Origin of the sequence: Salinimicrobium sp. TH3, from assembly GCF_026676115.1 — a bacterium.
In the GTDB taxonomy this organism is placed as follows: domain Bacteria; phylum Bacteroidota; class Bacteroidia; order Flavobacteriales; family Flavobacteriaceae; genus Salinimicrobium.
Map to the genome: position 1 here is coordinate 496,482 of NZ_JAPONB010000001.1, position 22,796 is coordinate 519,277.

20 protein-coding genes are annotated in these 22,796 nt (G+C 36.2%); 12 read left to right on the forward strand and 8 right to left on the reverse strand.

Annotated elements, in window-relative coordinates:
* Positions 1-81 precede the first annotated feature (81 nt).
* From mbpA to OU683_RS02125, 4 genes are all read left to right on the forward strand, one after another.
* Complete coding sequence (gene mbpA / locus OU683_RS16560) at positions 82-378, forward strand: mobilization protein MbpA (RefSeq protein WP_326493541.1); 297 nt, start codon at positions 82-84, stop codon at positions 376-378.
* Positions 375-1,241 carry a relaxase/mobilization nuclease domain-containing protein gene (locus tag OU683_RS02115; protein WP_268134667.1) on the forward strand — a complete coding sequence of 289 codons (867 nt, stop codon included), beginning with the start codon at positions 375-377 and terminating at the stop codon, positions 1,239-1,241. The genes mbpA and OU683_RS02115 overlap by 4 nt, the downstream gene beginning before the upstream one ends.
* Before the next feature lie 11 nt (positions 1,242-1,252).
* Positions 1,253-1,660, forward strand: coding sequence for a DUF6730 family protein (locus OU683_RS02120; protein WP_268134669.1), 408 nt, complete (start codon positions 1,253-1,255; stop codon positions 1,658-1,660).
* A gap of 951 nt (positions 1,661-2,611) precedes the next feature.
* Positions 2,612-6,328, forward strand: a complete 3,717-nt coding sequence (locus tag OU683_RS02125) for a bifunctional metallophosphoesterase/BamA family protein (protein ID WP_268134671.1) — start codon at positions 2,612-2,614, stop codon at positions 6,326-6,328.
* A gap of 24 nt (positions 6,329-6,352) precedes the next feature.
* Here the strand turns inward: OU683_RS02125 and OU683_RS02130 are convergent, their stop codons facing one another.
* A complete protein-coding gene (locus OU683_RS02130) occupies positions 6,353-6,847 on the reverse strand; it encodes a hypothetical protein (RefSeq protein WP_268134673.1) in 495 nt (164 codons plus the stop codon).
* A gap of 209 nt (positions 6,848-7,056) precedes the next feature.
* Between OU683_RS02130 and OU683_RS02135 the strand changes: the two genes are divergently transcribed.
* Positions 7,057-7,929 carry a GNAT family N-acetyltransferase gene (locus tag OU683_RS02135; RefSeq protein WP_268134675.1) on the forward strand — a complete coding sequence of 291 codons (873 nt, stop codon included), beginning with the start codon at positions 7,057-7,059 and terminating at the stop codon, positions 7,927-7,929.
* Positions 7,930-8,547: 618 nt separating this feature from the next.
* Complete coding sequence (locus tag OU683_RS02140; protein WP_268134677.1) at positions 8,548-9,630, forward strand: CNNM domain-containing protein; 1,083 nt, start codon at positions 8,548-8,550, stop codon at positions 9,628-9,630.
* 13 nt (positions 9,631-9,643) lie between these two features.
* Here OU683_RS02140 and OU683_RS02145 read toward each other — a convergent pair whose 3' ends face one another.
* Positions 9,644-10,195 (reverse strand): manganese efflux pump MntP, encoded by a 552-nt coding sequence (locus tag OU683_RS02145; protein ID WP_268134679.1) that lies wholly within the window; start codon positions 10,193-10,195, stop codon positions 9,644-9,646.
* Positions 10,196-10,374: 179 nt separating this feature from the next.
* Between OU683_RS02145 and OU683_RS02150 the strand changes: the two genes are divergently transcribed.
* Positions 10,375-11,460 carry a CNNM domain-containing protein gene (locus OU683_RS02150; RefSeq protein ID WP_268134681.1) on the forward strand — a complete coding sequence of 362 codons (1,086 nt, stop codon included), beginning with the start codon at positions 10,375-10,377 and terminating at the stop codon, positions 11,458-11,460.
* Here OU683_RS02150 and OU683_RS02155 read toward each other — a convergent pair.
* A complete protein-coding gene (locus OU683_RS02155; RefSeq protein ID WP_268134683.1) occupies positions 11,452-11,820 on the reverse strand; it encodes a hypothetical protein in 369 nt (122 codons plus the stop codon). The genes OU683_RS02150 and OU683_RS02155 overlap by 9 nt on opposite strands.
* A 360-nt stretch (positions 11,821-12,180) precedes the next feature.
* Here OU683_RS02155 and OU683_RS02160 point away from each other — a divergent pair, with 360 nt between their 5' ends.
* On the forward strand, positions 12,181-12,384 hold the full coding sequence (locus tag OU683_RS02160) for a hypothetical protein (RefSeq protein WP_268134685.1): 204 nt from the start codon (positions 12,181-12,183) through the stop codon (positions 12,382-12,384).
* A gap of 265 nt (positions 12,385-12,649) precedes the next feature.
* On the opposite strand, the gene OU683_RS02165 is transcribed toward OU683_RS02160, so the two are convergent.
* The 3 genes from OU683_RS02165 to OU683_RS02175 form a co-directional block, all read right to left on the reverse strand.
* Complete coding sequence (locus OU683_RS02165) at positions 12,650-12,817, reverse strand: hypothetical protein (RefSeq protein ID WP_268134687.1); 168 nt, start codon at positions 12,815-12,817, stop codon at positions 12,650-12,652.
* A gap of 105 nt (positions 12,818-12,922) precedes the next feature.
* Positions 12,923-13,141: a hypothetical protein gene (locus OU683_RS02170; RefSeq protein ID WP_268134689.1), complete on the reverse strand. Its 219-nt coding sequence runs from the start codon at positions 13,139-13,141 to the stop codon at positions 12,923-12,925.
* A gap of 134 nt (positions 13,142-13,275) precedes the next feature.
* Positions 13,276-13,941 carry a hypothetical protein gene (locus tag OU683_RS02175; RefSeq protein ID WP_268134691.1) on the reverse strand — a complete coding sequence of 222 codons (666 nt, stop codon included), beginning with the start codon at positions 13,939-13,941 and terminating at the stop codon, positions 13,276-13,278.
* 149 nt (positions 13,942-14,090) lie between these two features.
* On the opposite strand from OU683_RS02175, the gene OU683_RS02180 reads away from it, so the two are divergent.
* Positions 14,091-14,321 carry a recombinase family protein gene (locus OU683_RS02180; RefSeq protein WP_268134693.1) on the forward strand — a complete coding sequence of 77 codons (231 nt, stop codon included), beginning with the start codon at positions 14,091-14,093 and terminating at the stop codon, positions 14,319-14,321.
* Entirely contained in the window at positions 14,318-14,533 is a 216-nt protein-coding gene (locus OU683_RS16580) for a hypothetical protein (RefSeq protein ID WP_442800846.1), read from the forward strand. Before OU683_RS02180 ends, OU683_RS16580 begins: the two co-directional genes overlap by 4 nt.
* 870 nt (positions 14,534-15,403) lie before the next feature.
* On the opposite strand, the gene OU683_RS02185 is transcribed toward OU683_RS16580, so the two are convergent.
* Positions 15,404-15,775, reverse strand: coding sequence for a hypothetical protein (locus OU683_RS02185; protein ID WP_268134695.1), 372 nt, complete (start codon positions 15,773-15,775; stop codon positions 15,404-15,406).
* A gap of 236 nt (positions 15,776-16,011) precedes the next feature.
* Between OU683_RS02185 and OU683_RS02190 the strand changes: the two genes are divergently transcribed.
* Positions 16,012-19,668 (forward strand): metallophosphoesterase, encoded by a 3,657-nt coding sequence (locus tag OU683_RS02190; protein WP_268134697.1) that lies wholly within the window; start codon positions 16,012-16,014, stop codon positions 19,666-19,668.
* 8 nt (positions 19,669-19,676) lie between these two features.
* A complete protein-coding gene (locus tag OU683_RS02195) occupies positions 19,677-20,687 on the forward strand; it encodes an endonuclease/exonuclease/phosphatase family protein (RefSeq protein ID WP_268134699.1) in 1,011 nt (336 codons plus the stop codon).
* 460 nt (positions 20,688-21,147) lie between these two features.
* Here OU683_RS02195 and OU683_RS02200 read toward each other — a convergent pair whose 3' ends face one another.
* Positions 21,148-22,515 (reverse strand): phage integrase SAM-like domain-containing protein, encoded by a 1,368-nt coding sequence (locus OU683_RS02200; RefSeq protein ID WP_268134701.1) that lies wholly within the window; start codon positions 22,513-22,515, stop codon positions 21,148-21,150.
* Positions 22,516-22,796: the final 281 nt, after the last annotated feature.

A 22,796-nucleotide genomic window follows, 5' to 3' on the forward strand; every position in this document is an offset into this window, starting at 1 on the left:
TTGAGTAGCAAAGCAAGATGTGTCATTGTCATGACAATCTTGCTTTGCGCCCGGAGGTTGCAAAGACTGAAAACTAAAAAAATGAAACGAGAATTCATCCAAATCCGCTGCTCGATTTACGAGAAAAAGCTACTCAAAAAAAGAGCGGCCAGGGCAGGAATTTCTCTTTCAGAGTATCTCCGTTCCACCGCTTTTGAAAGAAATATTGTTGAGAGAATTACTCCGGAACAACTGGAATTTTACCGGTTACTCGTGCAGTACAAAACTAACTTTTCCAGAATCAGCAGCATGTTTAAAAATCGAGATCCTCAGCTAGCTGCGACTGTAAAAAGTCTGGCTGAAGATATAAGAACCCACTTAAAAAAATTTAGAAAATGATTGGGAAGGGACACTCCATATCTCGTACAAGAGAATCTATAGCATATGGCTGGAACCAGGAGAAAGATGCCGAAGTAGTTCTTAAAGAATTTTTGGCAGGTGATACACCGCAGGAGATTGCCGAAGAATTTAAGATCATACAGTCACAAAATAACAGATGCATCAATAACACTTTAAGCTTTGTAGTGAGTCCCACCATAGAAGACGGAAAGAATATGACTCGGAAAGATCTTGGAGAAGTAGCCATGCGATTCTTGACGGAGATGAGCCTAAAAAACCACCAGGCAATTTCCTTTGTCCATAGAGATAAAGAACACACCCATATACATATCTATGTGAATCGCATAAGTATGACAGGAGAGACATATAAAGATAATTTTATTGGAAAGCGAAGTCAAATTGCTGCGGATAACGTGGCCAGGGAGATGGGACTCACGAGGGTAAGGGAAGTGCAACAGGATAAGCTTCTGGAGCTAAAACAACATCGCATGGAAGTTCAGAATATTCATGAAAGGGTTTTGCAGGTCAGACCGAAGTCATTGGATGAATACATTAAAAGAATGCAGGAGCATCGGGTGACGGTGATCTCATCGTTCAACAAATCGAATCAGCTGCAGGGTTTCCGGTTCGAATTTAAAGGAATAAACCTAAAGGGAAGCGAGATACACCGGTCTATGACTGGCAGTAAAATTGTCCTTGGAATAAGCCAGAATAATAGCTTCACTAAATTAAAAGATGCACCAAAGTCTTTGCAGTTGGCCAGTAATACAATTCAACTTAGTACCGGCTTCATAAATAAAATGGTAAGGGATTTGGTGAAGCAAACTATAAAAAGGGCACTGGATACAGGCGTAGGATTTTAAAACAAAGAAAGATGAAGAAACTAGATGAAATCATGGAGCTCATGGCTGATGAAATGCAAGACTTCCAAAAGGGTCTTTTGCAAATGAAAAAAATGAATGAAGATCTCAGCACCCGGAGCATTCCTATTACTACTGAGGTATTAGAAAAACAGTTAAAGTTTTTCTTTCAAAAGCAACAAGAAAAGGAAGCAATAGCCACGGAAAGACTAACTGTTATTGATGTTAAACTAAAAAATGCCTATATACTCCCTAAAAATTTAGGCATGATGTTAGGAAGTCTTCTGATCCTACTCGTCAGCTTGATTGGTTATCTCAGTTTTGAATTAATAACATTAAAAGACGCAGAAATAGAGGAGAGGCTAACGAGGTCGTATAGCACCTATCTCCAAGAATATCCTAAACAGAAAAAAAGCTTATGAGAACTGACGGTTGGACCAGAACATTTCATACCGCCAATGCTGTTCTTTAAGCTAAACCAACATAGCTATAATCAGGTGGTCTCGGGTTCGATCCCAGGTGGGGTCACAGGAAGAAACCGTAATGCTTGTGATAATTAGCAATTTACGGTTTATTTATTTTCAAGACTGTACGATTATTTTGCCCATTTGTTTGATTTTTTTATAAAAATAGTTTTTCCGATAGTTATTGTTTCCTCTCGCTGTAGCCATTGTGTCCGGACTACAAAAGATTTTTGTTTTTACACGACTAAACTTTCCATTGAATAAAAACAATTAGAGAAATTACTGCTGGCCAAGAAAGGAGAAGTTCAAAAGTTGTTTCAGGAAAAGTGGGAGATTGGACTAAATAAGCAAAAGCAAAGAGGAAGAGGACAGGAGGGATTCCTGCTGAAAGGAACAATCCTCTCAGATCTCACGCTCTTTCCTGAATTCGTGCTGGAAACATTTTTTATTTCTTATAGGAGCAGTTGAAACCGCTTTTTCATGTTGCTGTTGCACTGCTGTTGTAATAAACGGTTGGAGCTCTTGTTGCTAAAATACGGGCTTTTTGCTAAAGAATAAAAATAAAATGTTTATGCTAAAATAGCCACTGCCAACGTTGATCAACTAATATTTGCTCAATTTCTTAAAATAATACTCGTTATTTTTCAGGATTTTTTTCTATAAGTCCATAATATGCATGAGTTTCCCTATAACTTTTAACTACGTCTTCACAAAGGCTGAAGGTTGTTTAACAGCATTTAAACTTTTTGGTGCACTTTTTCATTTATATTCTTTTTGTAGAATTTGAGAGCTAAAAAAGAGGATGTTATAGCTGGTTAGACCTGTGGTCAGGAAGAATTTTTCCCATCGGCTTCATTACCTAACTTTCAGAGTTCCCTTCTACTGTAAACCTGCTATTTAAAAGAATTTATGAAAATTAAATTATTTCCTCTTCTCGTTTTTGTCTTGATTATTCTTCATTCCTGTGGATCACCCAAACCACAATACGTCAACTCTTACTTATCAAATAAAACTAATTATCCCACAGGCCTGGAAAAGGTTAAATCATTCTATCTTATAGGGGATGCTGGATATAAGGTCGCTGATACTAACTCTTCAGGTTTAAAAGCACTTGAACATTACTTGGATTCAGTTTCCTCAGCCGAAGATTTTGTCGTTTTCTTAGGTGACAATACTCGCGCTGAGAATCTAATAGGTGAGAATCCTAAAGAACGACAAAGTGCAGAAAATTACCTGGATCAACAAATCAATGCAGTAAAAGGTTCTTCTGTTAGACCTGTCTTTATTCCCGGGGAGCTGGATTGGGACGAGAAAGGCATGGAGGGACTGGAGAAACAAGAAGAGTACCTAGAGGGAAAACTAGATCAATCGGATGTTTTCATGCCACGCAATGGTTGTCCGCTTCAATTTGTAGACATTTCCGATGAAGTTCACCTAATAATTCTGGATTCACAATGGTACATCAACAACTGGGATGATCACCCAACCATTAATGATGACTGTCCCGAAATCAAAACGCGGGAAGCCATGCTCGTTGAAATTGAAACGGAGCTAAAAAAGAACCAGAATAAAACCACCGTTTTTGCAATGCATCACCCTCTTTTCTCCAACGGGGTACATGGTGGAAATTTTTATTTATCTCCTTATTTAAAACCTTCTGAAAAGAAACTTCCCGTCCCTCTCATTGGATCTATGGCCATGTTGCTTCGTACAAGTGGAGGACTTTCTTCCCAGGATGTTCAGAATAGAAGGTATAGCGAGCTGTTGGACCGGCTGGAAACAATTTCTAAGAAATGGGGAAAAGTTGTTTTCGCATCCGGTCATGATCACTCCTTACAATATCTTGAAGAAGGTCATGTAAAACAAATAATCGCAGGGGCTGCTTCTACTTTTTCATATGCAGGATTAAGGAACAATGGCTTGTTTGCATATCCTGGAGAGGGGTTTGCCGTCTTTGACGTATTTGAAGATGGTTCTTCCTGGGTCAGCTTTTATGCTTCAAAACAAAATCAGCCTGTTCTACTTTATCAAAAGAAGGTTTACGAGGCTAATAGAACTTTTCCTATTGATACCTTATCTGAAACTTTCCCCGCCCTGGTTGAAAAGTCGGTATATCCGGAAAGAAAAGATGAAATTAAGCTATATGACAACATGTGGTTGGGAGATGGATATCGGGATCTTTTCCTGGAACCTGTCACTGTTCGTACTGCCGACCTGGATACGCTTTACGGCGGCCTCGAGCCGATGCGGATGGGGGGAGGAACTCAGACAAATTCCTTAAGAGTAAAAGACAGCTTAAATAGAGAGTATAACTTCAGAAAGATCAAAAAAGATCCACTTCAATTTATTCAGGCTGCACTCTATAAGAATAAACCTGTTACCGGGCTTTTCAACGGAACTCTTCTGGAGTCTTTGATCAGGGGTTTTTACACGGCTTCTCATCCTTATGGTTTCCTGGCCGTACCAACTTTGGCTGAAGCGGGGGAAGTTCTGCACACCAATCCAGAATTATATTATTTACCAAAACAACCACTTTTAGGGAATTATAATTTTGAGCACGGGGATGATCTTTACATGATAGAAGAGCGTCCCGAAGAACATTGGCTGGGATATGAAAGCTTTGGAGCACCTAATCATGATATTCAAAGTACAGAGGGACTTTTTGACCGTCTTCGAAGAGACGAACAGTACAGTGTTAACGAACCCGCTTATATAAGGTCCAGAATATTCGATATGCTCCTGGGAGATTGGGACAGGCATAACGATCAGTGGCGCTGGGCGGAAATAGAACTGGAAAATGGAGATAGAGTTTTTGAACCCATTCCCAGAGACCGGGACCAGGTCTTTTCTAATTATGATGGTATCCTGTTCAAATTCCTTCGTTCCCTGGGAGGACTGAGTGCTAAATTTTCTGCCTACGGAGAGGATATTGAGAATTTAGAGGCTTTCACACGTTCGGCCTTAACCCTGGATAGAAATCTTATTCAGAATCTAGATAAGGAAACGTGGATTTCCCAAGCTTCCTTTCTTCAGGAGAGACTAACGGATGAAAAAATAGAAGAAGCCTTCACCCATTTACCTGAAGAAATACAGGGTGAGAAAACTGACGAGTTGATTAAAAAGGTAAAAGGACGTCGAGATAATTTGGTAGGCATTGCTGAAAGGTATTATGACCTTCTAATAGAAGTTGCTATCCTTAGAGGTACCGATAAGGACGATTACATTGATGTTGAGAGACTGGAAGATGGAAGTACCAAAATTCGTATTTCGCGAAATAAGGATGGAGACAGGGACGAGGTGGTCGCAGAAAGAACATTTTACGAAGATCAGACCAAAGAAGTTATTGTCTATGGGCTGGACGATGATGATCAATTTTATGTGAAGGGAGTAGGGAAAAGTAATATCCTGGTGAGACTTGTTGGTGGGCAGGATAATGATTTTTATAAGATAGAAAATGGGAACTCACTCAAGATATATGACCATCGTTCCCAGGAAAATGCGGTAAAGGAAAAGAGCGGTGCCCGAACAGTTTTCACAGATGATTATTACGTTAATTTGTATAATCCAGATCGAAGGGATCCCACTGGGATGAGTATTGTACCCAGTTTTAGTTATAATCCCGATGATGGTTTCGTGCCAACTCTCAGTGGAACTTACACCTTCGGAAACCTTGTAAAATTTCCATTTAGAAGTCGACATGATCTAGAGGTGCGTTACTACTCCAGGACCAGGGGATTCGACTTGAGGTACGGGGGAGAATTTAAAAATTTCACCGGAAATTACAATTTTTACTTGGGTGTTTATTATTCCAGCCCAGGACATACAAGAAATTTCTTTGGCTTTGGAAATGACACGCAGAATTTCACAGAAGAACAAGGTTGGCCATATAACCGAATTAGGATTGAAGAAATAGCAGGAGAAGCAGGATGGACCCGTCAATCTCCAAATGGACACCATCTTAAATACTTGGCGACTTTTGAAAGTATAAGTGTTGAGGAAAAGCGGAATGACTTTCTTTTAGAAGAATTTACACCGGGTGAATCCATATTTGATCGGCAACTATTCGGAGGGTTAAAAGCCGTTTATAAATATGAAAATTATGATTCAAAATTGACCCCTACCAGCGGACTGAACCTTAGGCTTACAGGAGGTGGAAAAATGAATGTGGAGGCTACAGAAGAAATCTATGGCTATTTTCACCCTTATCTTGAGCTTTATAATGCTATTTCTAAGAATCGAAAGCTGGTACTTAACACCAAAATTCAGGGAACTGTAAATTTTGGAAATGATTACCAATTCTACCAGGCAGCCTCCCTCGGAGGTAATAATGGATTACGTGGCTACAGGCAACAACGTTTTTCAGGTAAACAGGCAGCGGCTGCAGGAGGAAATTTGATTTATAATTTTAACACACTTAAAACACCTGTCCTACCACTTTGGTTATCAGTGTTTGGAGGTTATGACATAGGTAGGGTTTGGTATCCGGGACAGGAGAGCAATACTTGGCATGACAGCTACGGCGGGGGGCTTAAAGTGAACGTTGCGGAGTTTCTTAAGGCTGAGTTTAGCACCTTCAAAAGTGACGAAGGATGGAGATTTACCTTCGGGCTAGGTATGAGGTTGTGAGCGGACTTGTAATTCTCTTCATAGTTAAGGGATCTTTTGTAAAGTCAGAGAACCTCTACCTTTTAAAGATATAGTTCTTATCCATGGGATGTTTTTCGAGGTGTCATAGCTATTTTTAATACTATGTTTAAGGGCCTCCCATCCTTTTTGATGTCTATGCTCTGCCACTTTTGCTAATAAAAGGTCAAGAGTTATTAGTTGTACCTTTAGTTCATTAATGTAAATTTTAGCCTCTGTGGTGTTTAGGTTGTAAATTTCTTTACACCCGGTACATCTATACTCGATTTTATGTTCATTGTCGTTCCAAAGCTGATAGTGCACTCCTTGACATATGGGACAAGCAGATAAATTCCTTTCTATCTTCTGGATTATGGCCTGTACTTTAGAATCCGCTTCCCATATTTCAGGATGATTTTCAACAAATTTCTCACACCTTATAGATTCGGCTATGAACTTTTTCTTCAGAAGAGTACCTACTAAATAAAGAAGAAAAAGAAATATTACAGAAAATGTTATCATGATTATAAAATATTTCAAATTTGAAACAATCTTTCTTTCTAAATAAGTCTATCACTCAAGATAAGATGTCACTCCTTAAAATAAATGACTTCAAGTTTGTCTAAGTAATTAAAATAGATTTAAATAGCTACTTATGTGATATTCGAAGTCTAATATTAACGATCAAATTTACCTCATTTTATTTCATTTTCCATATATTATAAATAAAAATGGAGATTCGAGAATTAGATTATGAGAAGGATATCGACGGATCCGTAAAGCTTTTTAATAGAAGTTTTGCCAATAAAATCACTAATGATTATTTCCAGTGGAAACATCAGGAAAATCCTTTTGGTCAATCTCTGGGTTTAGTGGCTATTGAAAAAAATAAGATTGTAGGCCTAAGAATGTTCATGAAGTGGAAATTTTCTAGAGGTCAGAATTTTATTCGGGCAGTTCGCCCTGTTGACACTTGTACGGATCCATCTTATAGGAGGCAAGGGTTATTCACACGTTTAAATGCTTATGGTTTAAAAAGGACAAAGGATGAACGTGACCTGATTTTTAACACTCCTAATCAAAACAGCATTCAGGGGAATTTGAAGATGGGTTGGAAAAAACTCGAACGAGAAATTAGATACAGGATTGGATTAGTAATACCTTTTAGTAAGAGGAAAACATTTGCTGTACTGGAGACAGAAAATGCTCTAGGACAGCTTCCTTACGAAAGGTACAATGGAGGTATACAGACATTTTTTTCTGCAGGTTATTTAAAATGGAGATATAGATTTTCCGAGTATAAAGTTGCAAAATTCATAGATCAAACCCTAGTAGTCTTTAAGGTAGAGAAAAGAAAAAATATAAAATTTGTAATTATTGAAGAAATTCGAGGAGCTCAGAACGAGGCTTCAAAATACCTCAATTCCATAGCTTTAAAATTTAATGCACCCCTTATTTATTATTTAAATAACAGGAAACTAAGTGGGTCAAAATTTTTAATTAGCTTAGATAGAGGTATACAGAATGTCGTTTACAAAGGAGACGAAAAAGGGAAGATTAAAGAAATCAATTTTTCGGCTGGAGATCTGGAGGGGGTCATCTAAATTTTACCCAATAAAATTTAATAATGCCTATTAACCCACTAAAAATGATCAACATTAAACACCTTAAGTCTTCTCATTTCTTTAATTTTCTTTTCAAATCGGTCCCTGAGATTGAAATAATAACAATTAATTGTTATAGATAGTTCTTTGCTTAAAATGTAATTTTGGGAGCCCATGCATGATTTTAACTTAACTTTCTTTAGCATTATAATGTCAAAGTGCGTTAAGGCTCCTTGACTTATAAAGGCTTAATAAAGCGAATTAGATCACTAGGAATTTTAATATGCTATTTTTTTGTAAATTGAGCTTAATCTTTCATATATAGAAGGTTTTAGTCAAGAAGAGGTGGAAATGGAAATTTTCACCTCTTTTGTCTTATAATGATCCTCCTGAGTTTTTATATTTTCTACTGGTGTCACCGCGGAACAATTTTTGTTCAATTTTTACACATAACATTATAGTTTATAATAGTATTATGGATCCAGACCCCGAACATTGCAGCAATAGTATATTTAGCGGAGGTGTCAACCCCGCTTTTCAGAACAATTTTTGTTCAGACTACCCAAGGCTTCATAATCCAAAAGTGAGTGAATTAATTAAAATTATATTTTTTAATTAATGACGCTTCTCTTCATATATTTATTTATAGCTCTTTTTACTTCTTTTTTATGTTCTATAGCAGAGGCTGTTTTATTATCCACACCAGTTTCTTACGTGAAAGCTAAAATGGAATTAGGTAGTAAAAGCGCAAAAAATTTCCTGATCTTAAAGGAAGATGTGGACAGACCTCTTTCTGCTATTCTTTCTTTGAATACAGTGGCTCATACAGTCGGTGCAGCCGGTGTGGGCGCACAAGCCACAATAGTTTTTGGGGAAGCCTACTTTGGAGTCGTTTCAGCAGTTCTAACCATACTGATACTTGTACTGACCGAAATCATACCGAAAACGCTTGGAGCCAATTTTAGTAGAGAATTAATGGGAATTACGACTAAAATAATAAGGGGGATGATTGCGATTACTTACCCTCTGGTGATCATGTCAATGTTCCTTACCCGATATTTATCAAGAAAAGAAAAGGAGCTAACAACCAGCCGAGAAGAAATCTCTGCTTTAGCATCCATAGGTACTGAAGAAGGAATTTTTGGTGATAAAGAGAACAAAATAATTCAAAACCTGATTAGGCTAAAAACCATTCGCCTTTCTGAAATTATGACCCCTAGGATTGTGGTAATAGTAGCCAACGAGAATATGCCCTTACAGGAGTTCCTCATAAATAAGGAATTTTTGCATTTTTCCCGTATCCCGGTATATCAGGGCAGCAGGGATAACATTACTGGATACGTCTTTCGAGAGCAGGTATTTGAAAAATTAGCTGAAGATCAATTCGATCTCAAATTAAAAGATCTTAAGAGGAATATCTCGACTTTTCCTGAAACAGACACTCTCTTTAGAATTTGGGAGGAGCTACTGCATAAGAAAGAACAAATTTCTTTAGTTGTAGACGAATACGGTGGTATGGACGGTATCGTAACCCTGGAAGATATTATCGAAACCTTATTAGGTTTTGAAATTGTTGATGAAAAAGATCGCGTTGAAGATATGCAACAGTATGCCATGGAAAAATGGAAAGCCAAACAGAAAAAATATCAGCTACTAATTGATAATTATGAGGAAAATGTTCAGGATTCTTCCCGGTATTAATAGTATTGCCCTTTCACGGTAGACCAAAGTAATTTATAGCACCCAGAATTATTAAGACAATACCGGCAAAGATTTGTACATATTTCCCTACATTATTTTTGATGTATTTACCGCCTTTTAGCCCTGTAAAAGTAAATACCATAGAGCAAAAGGCTATAAATAAGGCTAACCTTAGGGGATTAATATCTCTTAATCCGAGACTAAATCCTACTAGCAAATTGTCAACACTTAGGCCCAACGCGATTAATATTAGTCCTTTTATGGAGGTTATATATTCTATAGAAGTATCTTTTTTGGTTTTATCCTTTAAAGATGAGTAAATGGTGTATAATCCCAGGCCGACCAATATTAAAGTGCCTACAATACTGGCGTAATCAGCGATTAAGGAACTTATAAGGCGTCCAATTAGCAATCCAACAAGAGGTATGGTAAATTCCGTAAGAGTAAAAATCACTACTATCCTTAAATGATATTTGCTCGTGCCTAAAGCCCCTAAACCGAATGCAAATGCCAAGTTGTTTGAAGCAATGACTATTCCCAGGAGTATTAGGTCAATGGTGGTCATTAATTACCCTTTTTATTTTTTTTGTTTTGCTTCGAACAAATATAGATGAAACCTGGAAAAATGATGGAATGTTGGTTCTTAAGAGGTAAAAAACCCCACTCTCATTTCCAGTCCTTTAATTTTATTGTAACCTTAACAGCGGTTTTGTTCTTAATCAGTAACTTTAAAATAAATTTTCCATGGAGTTATTGATTCTATATGCAGTTTTATCAATTTTCTTTTCTTTTTTGTGTTCAATACTTGAGGCCGCTTTATTAAGTTTTACACCTTCTTATATAAAGATGAAAAAACAAGAGGGAAAGAAGTTCGCCGAAACCCTTGCCAGGTTTAAAAGAAATATTGATCGTCCTCTTATTGCCATTCTTACAGTTAATACTATAGCTCACACTGTCGGGGCTATAATGGTGGGGGTTCAGGCAGAAAAAGCGTTTGGTGACGGAACAAATGCAGTGGCAATAGTTTCAGCTTTAATGACATTAGCAATTCTGGTTCTTTCTGAAATAATACCTAAGACCATCGGAGCAACTTACTGGCAAAGTCTGGGAAACTTTACAGCGAAAGCATTAAAAGCTCTCATTTTTCCATTGAAATATACGGGAATACTTTGGTTAATGATGCTGACCACAAAAGCGATTGGTAAATCGGCTCATGTTAGTACAATGAGTAGGGAGGAATTTATTGCTATTGCGGATGTGGCGGAAGATGAAGGCGTGTTTGAGCAAAATGAGTCTACTATTTTAAAAAATCTTTTAATTTTCCGCTCTATAGAAGCAAAAGATGTGATGACGCCCTTTTCGGTTGCGAAAATTGAAAATGAAGAAACTTCCATCGAAGATTTCTTTCATGAAAACAGAAATCTTAAATTTTCAAGAATCCCTATATATAAAGATTCACCTAATAACATTTCGGGGTTTGTTTTAAAAGATGATCTCCTGGAAGAAATGATAGATAAAAAAGGACCTGAGCCATTAAGTATCCTGAGGAGAGATCTTCCTGCTATCACTAGAGAAATGCCCATTCCTAATCTATTTGATAGATTTATTAAAACTAGAACACATATCGCAATGGTAGTAGATGAATATGGAAACACTATTGGTCTAGTGACTATGGAAGATATTATAGAGACTTTATTAGGATTGGAAATAATGGATGAAAGTGATAGTATTGAAGATATGCAAAAACTTGCCAGAAAAAAATGGGAAGAACGTGCTAGAAAGATGGGTATTCTTTCATTAGATGGGGACAATTCAAATTCATCAAAATAGAAGTTTTTCTAATATCATATACATCAAAGTACCTCCTAAAAGAAATCCAATCATTAAACCAGAGAAAAAAATTCCTTTCTCACTGTAGAATGTTTTTTCGAAAAAGGAATGAAAACTTCTCTCTTTACTTGACCGCATATACTTTATTGTACCAACTTCTATGGCTTCTGTATAATTTTCACCAGGATACCAATATTTCGAATTTTCATTTTTACTCTGAATAAGAATTTTATGTTTTTTGAGAAGACTAAGAACATGATTATAAATTGGGTTTCCTTTCCTGTTCTTAAACCTCCCAAAATTATTTATTTCCTGAAGAATTTCATTCAAAGCACGAACTTTTAGGGCTTTATTTTTCATTTTTTCATTTCGATTTTAAGAAGAAAGGAATGGTTTAAAAGAATTTGAAGTAGTGTTTCGGAAATTTCCATTATACCATGTTTTTTTCTCTAATAAATTAAAAACCATATGATAACTGCGCAAATCCCGAAAATAATTATTACTATAAAAGTTGTTCTACAACTTTCATAAAAGCTTTTAAGTTTTTCTCTTCTCCGCCTCCTCTGCATGTTAATAGAATTGTGTTTAATCGAAATTTTTAAATTAGATTAATTTACCAATTTTTTAAAAGAGAATTAAAAATATTTGTTTAGAGGAATAGAATTAGGAATATGTAGGAACAGTATTTGTTTTATGTTATAAAATTAATTTGCTTTAAATATGAAACAGACGGAAACAAATCTGGACCCTTTAGAAGATTCCAGAGAAATACGAGTATCAATAATGATTAAAACCTGCGTTATGGAGGAGATTAAAAGGATTGCCGAATTAGAAGATAGTTCTCCAAAAGATTTAATAAATAAAGCTTTGCTTAGGAAAATTAGGGATTTTAGAAAAAACCATGATACAGGTACGATTACCTAATTCAGAAAGCGTGTAAAGGTATTATATATCTATTTTTTCTATATTTAAGCATCATAAGGAGGGTGGTTAGGGGGAAATGCGGTGGTAACCTGTGTTCGCTCTTTTCTGTTCTCTATTTAGAGAAATTTACAATGATATTTATATCACCCCGTCAGACTGGATCCCCCGTCAGATTGGACTTTGCACACTTTTTTTAAATTTTGGATCCTCTGATGCCCCTTAAACTTAGTGAAGGATTAGAAATGACAATATTAAAGGATTTTTGTTAACTAACTTTATCCTTGACCTTTTTAAAGAAATACACTAGAACTATTGCTGCTATTATAAAAAGAACTACCCCAGCCAAAAAACCAATTACTTCCAATACTAGTGTTAAAACTGCAATTAGACCTAATATTAATATTGCAGCAATAATGATTCCTGTCGTTTTCATAGATATGTATGTTTTGAAATTTTTAAAAAATCTAACATAACAAATCAGTGGCTGATTTATCTAAAAAGAAATATAAACTTCTTTAGCGCTGGATAATATTCTCATTTATCTTAAGTCAAAAAGAACCAATCCCTGTCCTACTATTGCTGCTCGTTCCAAAATGCTACGTTCAATTTTAGCTACATTCCGCATGACAATTTGGGAGCCCGATTTTACACTTTGATAAGCAATATTTATTATTTCGGTTTCTGATCGACCATTAATATCAATAATCATAACTCCATCGGCTGAAGAAGTTTGAGCAAAAAACTGGTTATCTTCCATTTATTCAAATAGTTATAGTAAATACTAAATAAAAAATAATATGGTTATGTTTAATATGTAGATCAAAGCATTCACAAGTAATTAGAATAATCTAAGGAAATAGATGATACGTTGTGAGCTGAGCCAGGATAAAGTTATCGATGAAATATTGACTGGAACTCAATTTCTGCAAACTTCATTTTCTTATTTGGTCCCATAACCAAATAACCTTCATCGTCGGTAGGAAATCCTTGGTCGACATGTTTATCTATCACCATGGAATCTTCAGTAGTTAATACCCAAAATGTTTTAATTTCTCCTTGGGAAGTCTTTTTTGCAATAATACATTGATGCCATTGCTTTTTCCCAGATTTAAATTCCAAAATTATTTTAATACTCTTTTTGAACTCCTTAATTTCAAATGCTACAGGATTATGTGGAGTTAAATTTCCTATGTTAGTGGTGAGTTCTTTTCTTTCATTCACCTTATCATTTTCACCATTTTCGTAAGTAATCATTTTTTCAATCTCCAAATCAGGAATTGTTTCTTTTCCATTCAGCGTTATCAATACGACTGACGAAGAATCATCTTCTTTAACTATGTGAGCTTGGGGATAGCTGTAAATTCCTCTTGATGTTAATTCTTCAGATAATTGGCCAATCTTAATTTTTAAGGCTCTAATTGTATCTGATTTTTCTTTCACAATGCTTAGCACATCATCCTCCATTTCTATTCTTTCTGTTCTGGAACCTAAATAAAAAGCAAGTGTTGCTGACCCTATTAGCAATATAGCCCAAATAATTTCACTTTTTACCTTCATAAGAAACTTAGAGAATTGACAGCCAAGATAAGTTTATTAACTGTTTTTATAGCAGCATCTTAAAGTAAATTAGACAAAAAAGAATTGAAAATACACAAAGATGCTATAGTTTTTATCTGTATTAGTTACATCACCAATAGGTAAAAACAATGACTGAAACAGCAATTATAATCGGAAGATGTTCAACAACAGAAAAGAAACAGGATGTTCAAATGCAATTACAGGAACTTCAGGAGAAATATAATAACCGCTTCGATATCGTTGAGGTTAAAGCTTATTACATGAGCGGTACCATGAACCAGAAGATTAACCAAGATATTTTAAACCTTGTTAAAGAACTCAATATTCAGAACATTATGGTTAGCGAATTAGCAGGATAAGCCGTAAAGTTGTTGATTTTCTTCAGTTTGTTGAGGTCACCAACGATATCGGAGTTAATATTGTTATCGATAATCACGGGCTGTCGACATTGAATTCCGACAAGTCGGTAAATTTATTGACCCAGACCATGTTAACCATTGGAGCCAGTTTTGCGAGTATGGAGTTAAAACAAACCATGGAAAGAATGAATAGTGGCGAAAAAAGTACATAAAGGACGGTGGCAAATTAGGCCCCACAGTGAGGGACCAACTGAGACACCTCACCAATTTCTGACCAAACACCGTGATGTGGTGAAATATATAAAGGCTGGGCAATCTATTAGAAATACCATGACCTTGATCTCAGAAAGTAGTGGAACTATTCAAAAAGTGAAGCGGTTTTTAGATTAGTTCTCTTAAATTACTGATTAATTATTAAAGAATCCTTAATTTTTTTATTTATTTTCATAGTGACTCCAAGCATGTTGAGAATAATAAACACGAGGAAAAGAAAGGTAAGTCTGATACTTTTTGTAATCGCCCTTTTTACAATTTATCTTTTGTGGTTCTCAAAACTTCCAGCTCCCCACCAATACATCCATTTAAGACTATTCGGAGGAGGATGTTGTTAAAGATGTAAAAGTAATAAGAAACTCTACATGTATTGGGGAGTTTAAAATGAGAGGGACCAGAGAATGGAGAATAAATGAAAACGGTAAAACTCTTCATTTTACCAACCCTGATGGAACCCTAAGTAGCTCTGTAATTGAAAAGTTGGATGATAATACTCTAATCCTTCAATGGAATCAAGACGCCTATGCGTTCGAGTCTTGGAAGTATAGGGTTGTATTCAAAAGAAAAAAGTAATCATTCTTTGGTGAAACTTCTTCAACTAAATCTTAGGTTTTGTCAATCAACTTCACTTATACTAATCGTTGTACGGTAAAACATATCGATTCCATTATTAAATCTCTTTTTATTTTTTTAAAAGTCAAATTATCAGGTATTGAAATTAATAAGATAGCCCCCTTGCTTTATGGGCGAAGGGGGCATCTAACTAACCAACCAAGTTTCGGAAGGAAAAGGGATGCTGTGTTCATAATTCAAATTTTTAAAATTGAATCATCCAAGCCTAAAGCCTTAAAAATTTCTCGTTCTTCTTCTTTTTGAACTTCAACGGCTGGTTTAGTTTTTTCCATACTGCTTTCAACAACATAAACTTCCTCATCCTTAGTATCAAAAAGTAAAAGCCGTACATTAAAACCCATTCCTTTTTTAAGGTCATAAGAGGTATAACTATCGGGAGAATATTTCCCCCGTAAATTTAGTAGTTCATCTAAATAAATTCGAGTAGCCACGATCCTGCTCATTGAAAGATCATTTTCCTTAATTTCATTAATAACAGTAATAACATCCTCTTCTGTAGGTCGGTGACTTATTTTTTCTATTCTGTAGAAAAATCTGGTGTGCTTCAAAATTTAGAAATATTAGTTAGTCCGTCTACTACAAATACTGTTCCGAGGACCGGGTTAAAAAATTTGAAACCATAATATTCTATCAAAAGAATGTTTTTAAGGTCATTAAGTAAATAGGACTTCTATGTGAATTTTCTTCCTGCATATGGTTACACGCCTTATCTGCTTTAACATAGAATTTAAAAAAATAGAAAGCTTATTTTATATTTTGGGAAAATTAAAATAAAATCCCCTAAATGAAATTCTTAAATATTCTTTTCCTGTTATTAGTTAGCCATGTCATTCATTCACAATCTACAGACAATTTACAATATCCCGATCATAAAGAATACCTTCAATCTTTTTATCTGGTGGGAGACAGTGGTTCACAAAGCAGTAATGACCCTAATTCCTCTGTAGCAGCTTTGAATTCTTTTTTAAATTCCGCAGCCAATGTCAGGGATGAAAAGAACAGTTTTTTAATTTTCTTAGGTGATAATTTCGACGAGAATCTGGTACTTCCCTGGGAAGATCAACTTTTGAAGATGAAAGATTTTTCGGGAAAATTTGTATTTGTTCCCGGAGAAAATGAATGGGCTGAAGGGATCTACGGATTAAAAGATACTCAAGATTATTTAGAGGACAATATGGAAGAGAAAAAAGTAATCTCCCCCACCCCCGGTTGTTCTTTTTCTTTTGTAGATATTTCTGATGATGTTCATCTGATCGTATTGGATTCTCAGTGGTTCCTGGAAGACTGGAATGATCATCCTTTAATTAATGACGATTGTTCAGAGATAAAAACTCGTGAGGAGCTATTTGTAGAAATTGAAACAGAACTTAAGAAAAACCAGAATAAGACAACTGTTTTTGCACTGCACCACCCTTTAATTTCAAATGGAATCCATGGTGGGAAGTTTGGATGGTCATCGTATATCGATCCCGAAAAGAAGTCTGTTCCTATTCCAGTGATTGGACAGTTAATCAACCTGATCAGAACTAGTGGAGGAATCTCTATTCAAGATGCAGGAAATCCTTATTATGCTTCATTCATTGATCGTTTAAGAACGATAGCCACGAAATGGGGGAAGGTAGTATTTGTTTCAGGGCATGATCATTCCCTCCAGTATTTGGAGGATGATTATATAAAACAGGTGGTTTCAGGTTCAGGTGCCACGACATCCTATGTTAAAGGTACAGAGAGTAGTTTTTTATCAGAAGCCAAAAAAGGTTTTGCGGTTTTAGACGTTTTTAAAGACGGATCCTCCTGGATCAGTTTTTACAGTAGTGAAAATAATGAAGCGGAACTTATATATCAGAGAGAGGTCTTTGAAAAAAATATTGAGTTTGCCCTGGATAGTCTCCCTTCAAGTTTTCCTATTGAATATAGAACTTCTGTTTATGGAAAAGATGAAACAGAAAAAACAAAATTTTACAAAGATCTTTGGGGTGAGCGTTACAGGAAATTGTATGAACAACAGGTAGATATTCCTGTTGCTGATCTAGATACCTTATATGGTGGTTTAATTCCTATGAGAATGGGAGGAGGTAATCAAACGAATTCTCTAAGAGTAAAAGATTCTCTTAACAGGGAGTACAACTTTAGGATGCTTCGAAAGGATGCCGTACAATTTTTACAGGCAACAGCTTATAAGGATAAACCTGTGGAAGAAGCCTTTGAAAACACCTTTGCTGAGGAGATGATACAGGATTTTTACACCGCCTCCCATCCCTTTGCATTTCTTGCAATTCCAACTCTTGCAGATGCTGCAGGAGTACTACACACCAATCCTGAAATATATTATTTGCCCAAACAGGAGGGCCTGGGCGAATATAATTCCGTACATGGTAATGAAATTTACATGATTGAAGAAAGACCTGAGGAACACTGGTTGGGCCATGAAAGTTTTGGCTCTCCAAATCACGATATTCAAAGTACAGCCGGAATGTTTGACAGGTTAAGAAGGGATGAAAAATATAAACTCGATGAAAAAGCATATATTAGGGCGAGGATCTTTGATATGCTGATAGGGGATTGGGATAGGCATAATGATCAATGGAGATGGGCGGAGATAGAACAAGAAAACGGGGATCGAATCTTCAAGCCTATTCCCAGGGACAGGGATCAGGTTTTCTCGAACTTTGACGGTTCTGTGTTCAATAACCTACGTGGAATAATTGGGTTTTTAAATCAATTTGGCAGGTACAGTGAAGACATTGGGGATGTGGAATGGTTCAATAGATCTGCTGCAAATCTTGATCGCGCTCTACTCCAGGATAGCGGCAAAGAAGAATGGTTGGAACAGGCTAAAATTTTACAACGAGAGATTACTGACGAGGTGATCAGGGAGGCCTTCACCAAACTTCCTCAGGAAACACAGGGAGAAACAACAGAAGAGATTATAGAAAAGTTCAAGGGAAGAAAAGCCAATCTGGTGGATATTGTAGCTCGTTACTATAGAGGTCTGGCCGAGGTTGCCATAATAACGGGAACAGATAAAGATGATTATATTGATGTTACCAGGCTTCCGGGAGGAAATACCAGTGTAAGAATTTCCAGAAACAAAGATGGGGAAAGAGATGAGATAGTAAACGAACGGATATTAAATAAAGAAGAAACTAAAGAAGTCTGGGTATATGGGCTTGACGACGACGATGAGTTTTTCGTGACAGGAGAGAAAAACGGAGATATTAAGGTAAAGTTGATCGGAGGTCAGAATAATGATATCTATAATCTTCAGCAGGGGGAGGGAATAAAAGTATACGATTATAAAACCAAGCCCAATACTTTTCAAGAAAACAATGGAGCCAAGATTTATCGAACTGATAACTATGACATAAATGTGTACAACAAGAACCTTAAGATATCGAATAAGAACAGTTTTCTACCTTACGTAGGATACAATCCTGATGACGGTGTAATTTTAGGTTTTCGAAATCAATATACTGTCAATAGTCTTGTGCGCAAACCTTTTACTTCGAGACACTCTTTGAGCGGCGGTTATTTTTTTGCTACTCAGGGCTTTGAAGTCTCTTACGAGGGCGAATTTGCTCACCCGGAAAGGAAATATAACCTAGCTGTTGGAGCATATTTTTCCAGTCCTCGGAATACCACAAACTTTTTTGGATTTGGCAATGAAACACCCAATATTACTGAAGAATATTCCCAAGATTTTAATCGGGTTCGGATAAGTAAATTAGGAGGGGAATTAGGTTTGGTCAAGAGAGGAAAGTATGGAAGTTTTATAAAATTCAGAGCTTTTCTTGAAGGTGTTAAAGTGGAGGATACTCCAAACAGATTCATTACAGAAGATTTTTCTGAAGAGTCAGAAATCTTTAAAAGGTCTTATTATAGTGGGTTGGAAGGAAGATATGAATACGAGAGTCTCAATAGTGCAATAAATCCTTCAAAAGGTTTAAGGTTTAAAATAACTGCGGGTGGAAAATCTGATATTGAAGAAGTTTCCAAAACTTTTCTATACCTAAATCCTTTCTTGGATTTATTTACTCCTTTATCCGATGATGATAAGTTAGTTTTAAATCCCAAAATAAGGGCAGAATTAAACTTCTTTGATGAATTTGAATTTTACAACGCTGCAACTTTAGGCGGTAAAAACGGGTTGAGAGGTTTCAGGCATGAGAGGTTCACTGGGTCTAAAGCTTTTTCTGCCGGGTCCGATTTAAGATACACCTTTGATCCTATTAAAAACAACTTTTTGCCCCTCCAAATGGGTGTTCTGGGAGGTTATGAATTAGGAAGGGTCTGGGCTTCAAATGAAGATAGTGAAACCTGGCATCAAAGTTATGGAGGTGGATTGTGGTTAACTGTAGCCCAGGCTGCCGCAGCAGATTTTAATTTATTTCACAGTAAAGAAGGTTTCAGATTCTCATTTGGATTAACATTCGGTCTTTAAAATTTAAAATGATGGTTAAACACCTGCGTTCATTTTTCCTTATTGTAATAGTGAGTCTGAGTATTTTAATGACCCTGTTAGGTGTTCTTTCACTTATTCATGATATCTCTTTTTGGTTTATTAAAATTTTGGATTTTCCCCGGGTTCAATATTTAATAATATCTGTTCTCTGCCTCATCCTTTTATTTATTCTTAAAAGAAATTGGAATATAGGTTATGCACTTCTTGTCATAGGCCTTTTAACCGCGATCATTATCCATTCAATTAAGGTGAGCCCTTATTTTTTTGGAGAAAAAGTGGTTCCTGATGCGGAAAATTTAGTCGGGGATGAGTCCTCTGTAAAAATAATTATAGCGAATGTTCTAGTGACAAATCGAAGTTCGGATAAGTTGATAGCACTTATAGATGAAAATCATCCAGATATTGTTTTGGCTATGGAAACAGATGATTGGTGGGCAGAGCAGCTAGATGTTTTACAGAAAGCTTTCCCATATAAAATGGAGTACCCTCTTGAAAATGCTTATGGAATGGTTCTTTACTCTAAATTACCTTTAAAAAATTCGAACATCAAATTTCTGAAACATTCGGATGTTCCTTCTTTTCATACAACAATGACTTTGCCTTCCGGGCAGGAATTTTCCTTCCATGGAGTGCACCCTGTAGCTCCTGTTCCCAGTTCAAAATATCCGGATAATGTGGCCAAAGAGGAAGTAGCTTTATCAAAGGTAGGTAATATTGTAGCAGAAGAGACTTTGCCATCGATTGTAGCAGGGGACTTTAATGATGTCTCATGGTCACAAACCACCCGATTTTTTGAAGAACAGGGTAAATTAAAAAATGTGCGGTTGGGAAGAGGATTATATAACTCCTATAATGCTAATTCCCGATTCCTAAGATGGCCTCTTGATCATTTTTTCGTCACCAAAGAATTTCGATTGGGAGAATTAGAGCGGCTTTCCCATGTGGGTTCAGATCACTTCCCGATGATTGCAGAGTTTATATTACCTTCTACTGATTGATAAAGGAATGTGAACATCTCGGACCGGTCAACAATATCAGGTTTTATTCGGTATTAAATATTTTAAAGGACCCCTTGAATGACTTAATCAAAATATTTAAAAGTATCAATGGCTTTTTCTTTATCTCCTTTTCCTAACAACGCCATAAGATTACCTTTTGTACATTGTTCTGTTATAGTTTCAGGGGAGATAAAGGAACCTCGCCGTAATAGTTTATTGTAAAGCTTCTTCTGCCAACGTGACTTGAAACCAGCTTCCATTTTTCGTAATATCCCGATTTATTTCTAAACTGTTTTTCTACCCAATATTCTTCCAAAAAAGGTCGAAAAATGGATTTTATATTGGACAGGACTGCTGAATCAGTAGTTATACATATTAGGGGGTATGGTCTAACTTGGGGTAAGCGAAGCATATCTTTTAAGAGAAAGTGTTATCCCTTACAGGTACAATGGATAAAATACTAAGCCTTACTTGTTTTAGGTAGTATGGAGGAAGAAATTTCTTTTTTAATTTCCTTAGCATAAAAATCTGCAATTTGTTGAGCATAGTCCATTGAAGATTTGCCGATGTACCCAAGGAACATTTTTTCCGTACTGTGGGCTGTTATTTGCATTATTAAGGGGGTTGGCAATTTCCCATAAGTATTTGTGGCGAACGATCTCCTGCACACGTGGGAGCTCATTAATTGCCACTTAGGAAAAGATCCTCTGACTTTCCGTTTTTCCCCTTTTTGCTTCCTCTTTCCTTTTTCATCTTTTGGAATTACTTTTCCATCTTTATCCACCATTTCAATCTTTGTTCCAGGAATTACTTCATTAATTCCTGCCTCCTTACAAAGGTCCTTTAGAAGACTATTGAATTTCTGAAGTGAGATGTTATAGGGTAGGCCTTCTTTTAATATTTCTTTAGTTACTGGGAGAACTGGAATCGTAACCTGTTTTCCGGTTTTCTGTTGTTTTAACTCAATTACTTCCAACCCATGACGGGTGACGAAATTGTCATCCGTCAGGTTTAAAAGATCTTGGCCTCGTTGGCCCAAATTGCAGCCCAATAGGAGCCATTTTCTGACGTTCTTTAATGATTGACTAGCAATAGGTGTCTTTTCAATTTTGTTAAGTTCCTGAGGGGTGAGATATAATATAAATTCGTTTTTAGACTTGCCTCCTTTTACTTTTTTGAGCTGCGGACTAACTGTGAGCCCCTGAATTTCCGCATCTGCACAAACGGTCTTTAAATCATCTATTTTCTTCTTCGCATAACTCTCTGAGTAATTTCTCTTTTTAAGCATCCACTCAAGAAAATCCTTACCAAATTTTATATTGACATCCTGCACTTTAAGGTTTTTATTGCCCTCGTAACTTTTGATGATCTTCAGAAGATTATTGTAAGAGTCAACGCGGTTTTTGGATAGTCCTAATCCTCCTTTTGAGTTTTCACGCATTCCAGCTGTATCTATTACAGATTGAATAGCATCAACTAATAAATCACTTTTCGTTTCTTCGCCTGGACAAGATTTTCCATTGAAAGTGTCAATCTGTTTTTGAAGCCATTCGCCGCTGATCATGTCTGGAGTGGCTTCATCATAACGATCTATGATTTGATTTTTAAGGTCTCTCAATCTTCTATTGAGGTTCTTCATCTCGGGGGAATTCCTTTTTACTCCTTCCAGTATTGGACTCTTTTTGCCACTACCAGATAAAATGCAGTTAGAAAGATTTACAATTTTGCCGGTGCTCTTTGTATAGTCATGTTTCCGTCCGTGAATAAAACGTAGATAAATGGTTACAGGGTCCTCCTTTCCTCTGATTATATATTTCACGGTAGCCATAGCAAAAGCATTTATTATAAAAATAAGCCTTTCCCGACACTTTCCCGACATTTGTTGAAATTATATGTGATCTTTTGATGTTAATAATTATTGTAAACACCTTTAAATCATGTGTATAGCAGTGAATAGGAATAAATGGGTTTAAATAAAATGAAATTCAAGATCCCGCTCCGAGTACAGAAACCCTCTTTATCTTATTGATTTAGAGGGTTTTTTGTTTAATAAAACTTAATTTTCTCCGTGGTCTCTCCATAAAATCTAAAAAGGGTCTTGCTTATAGT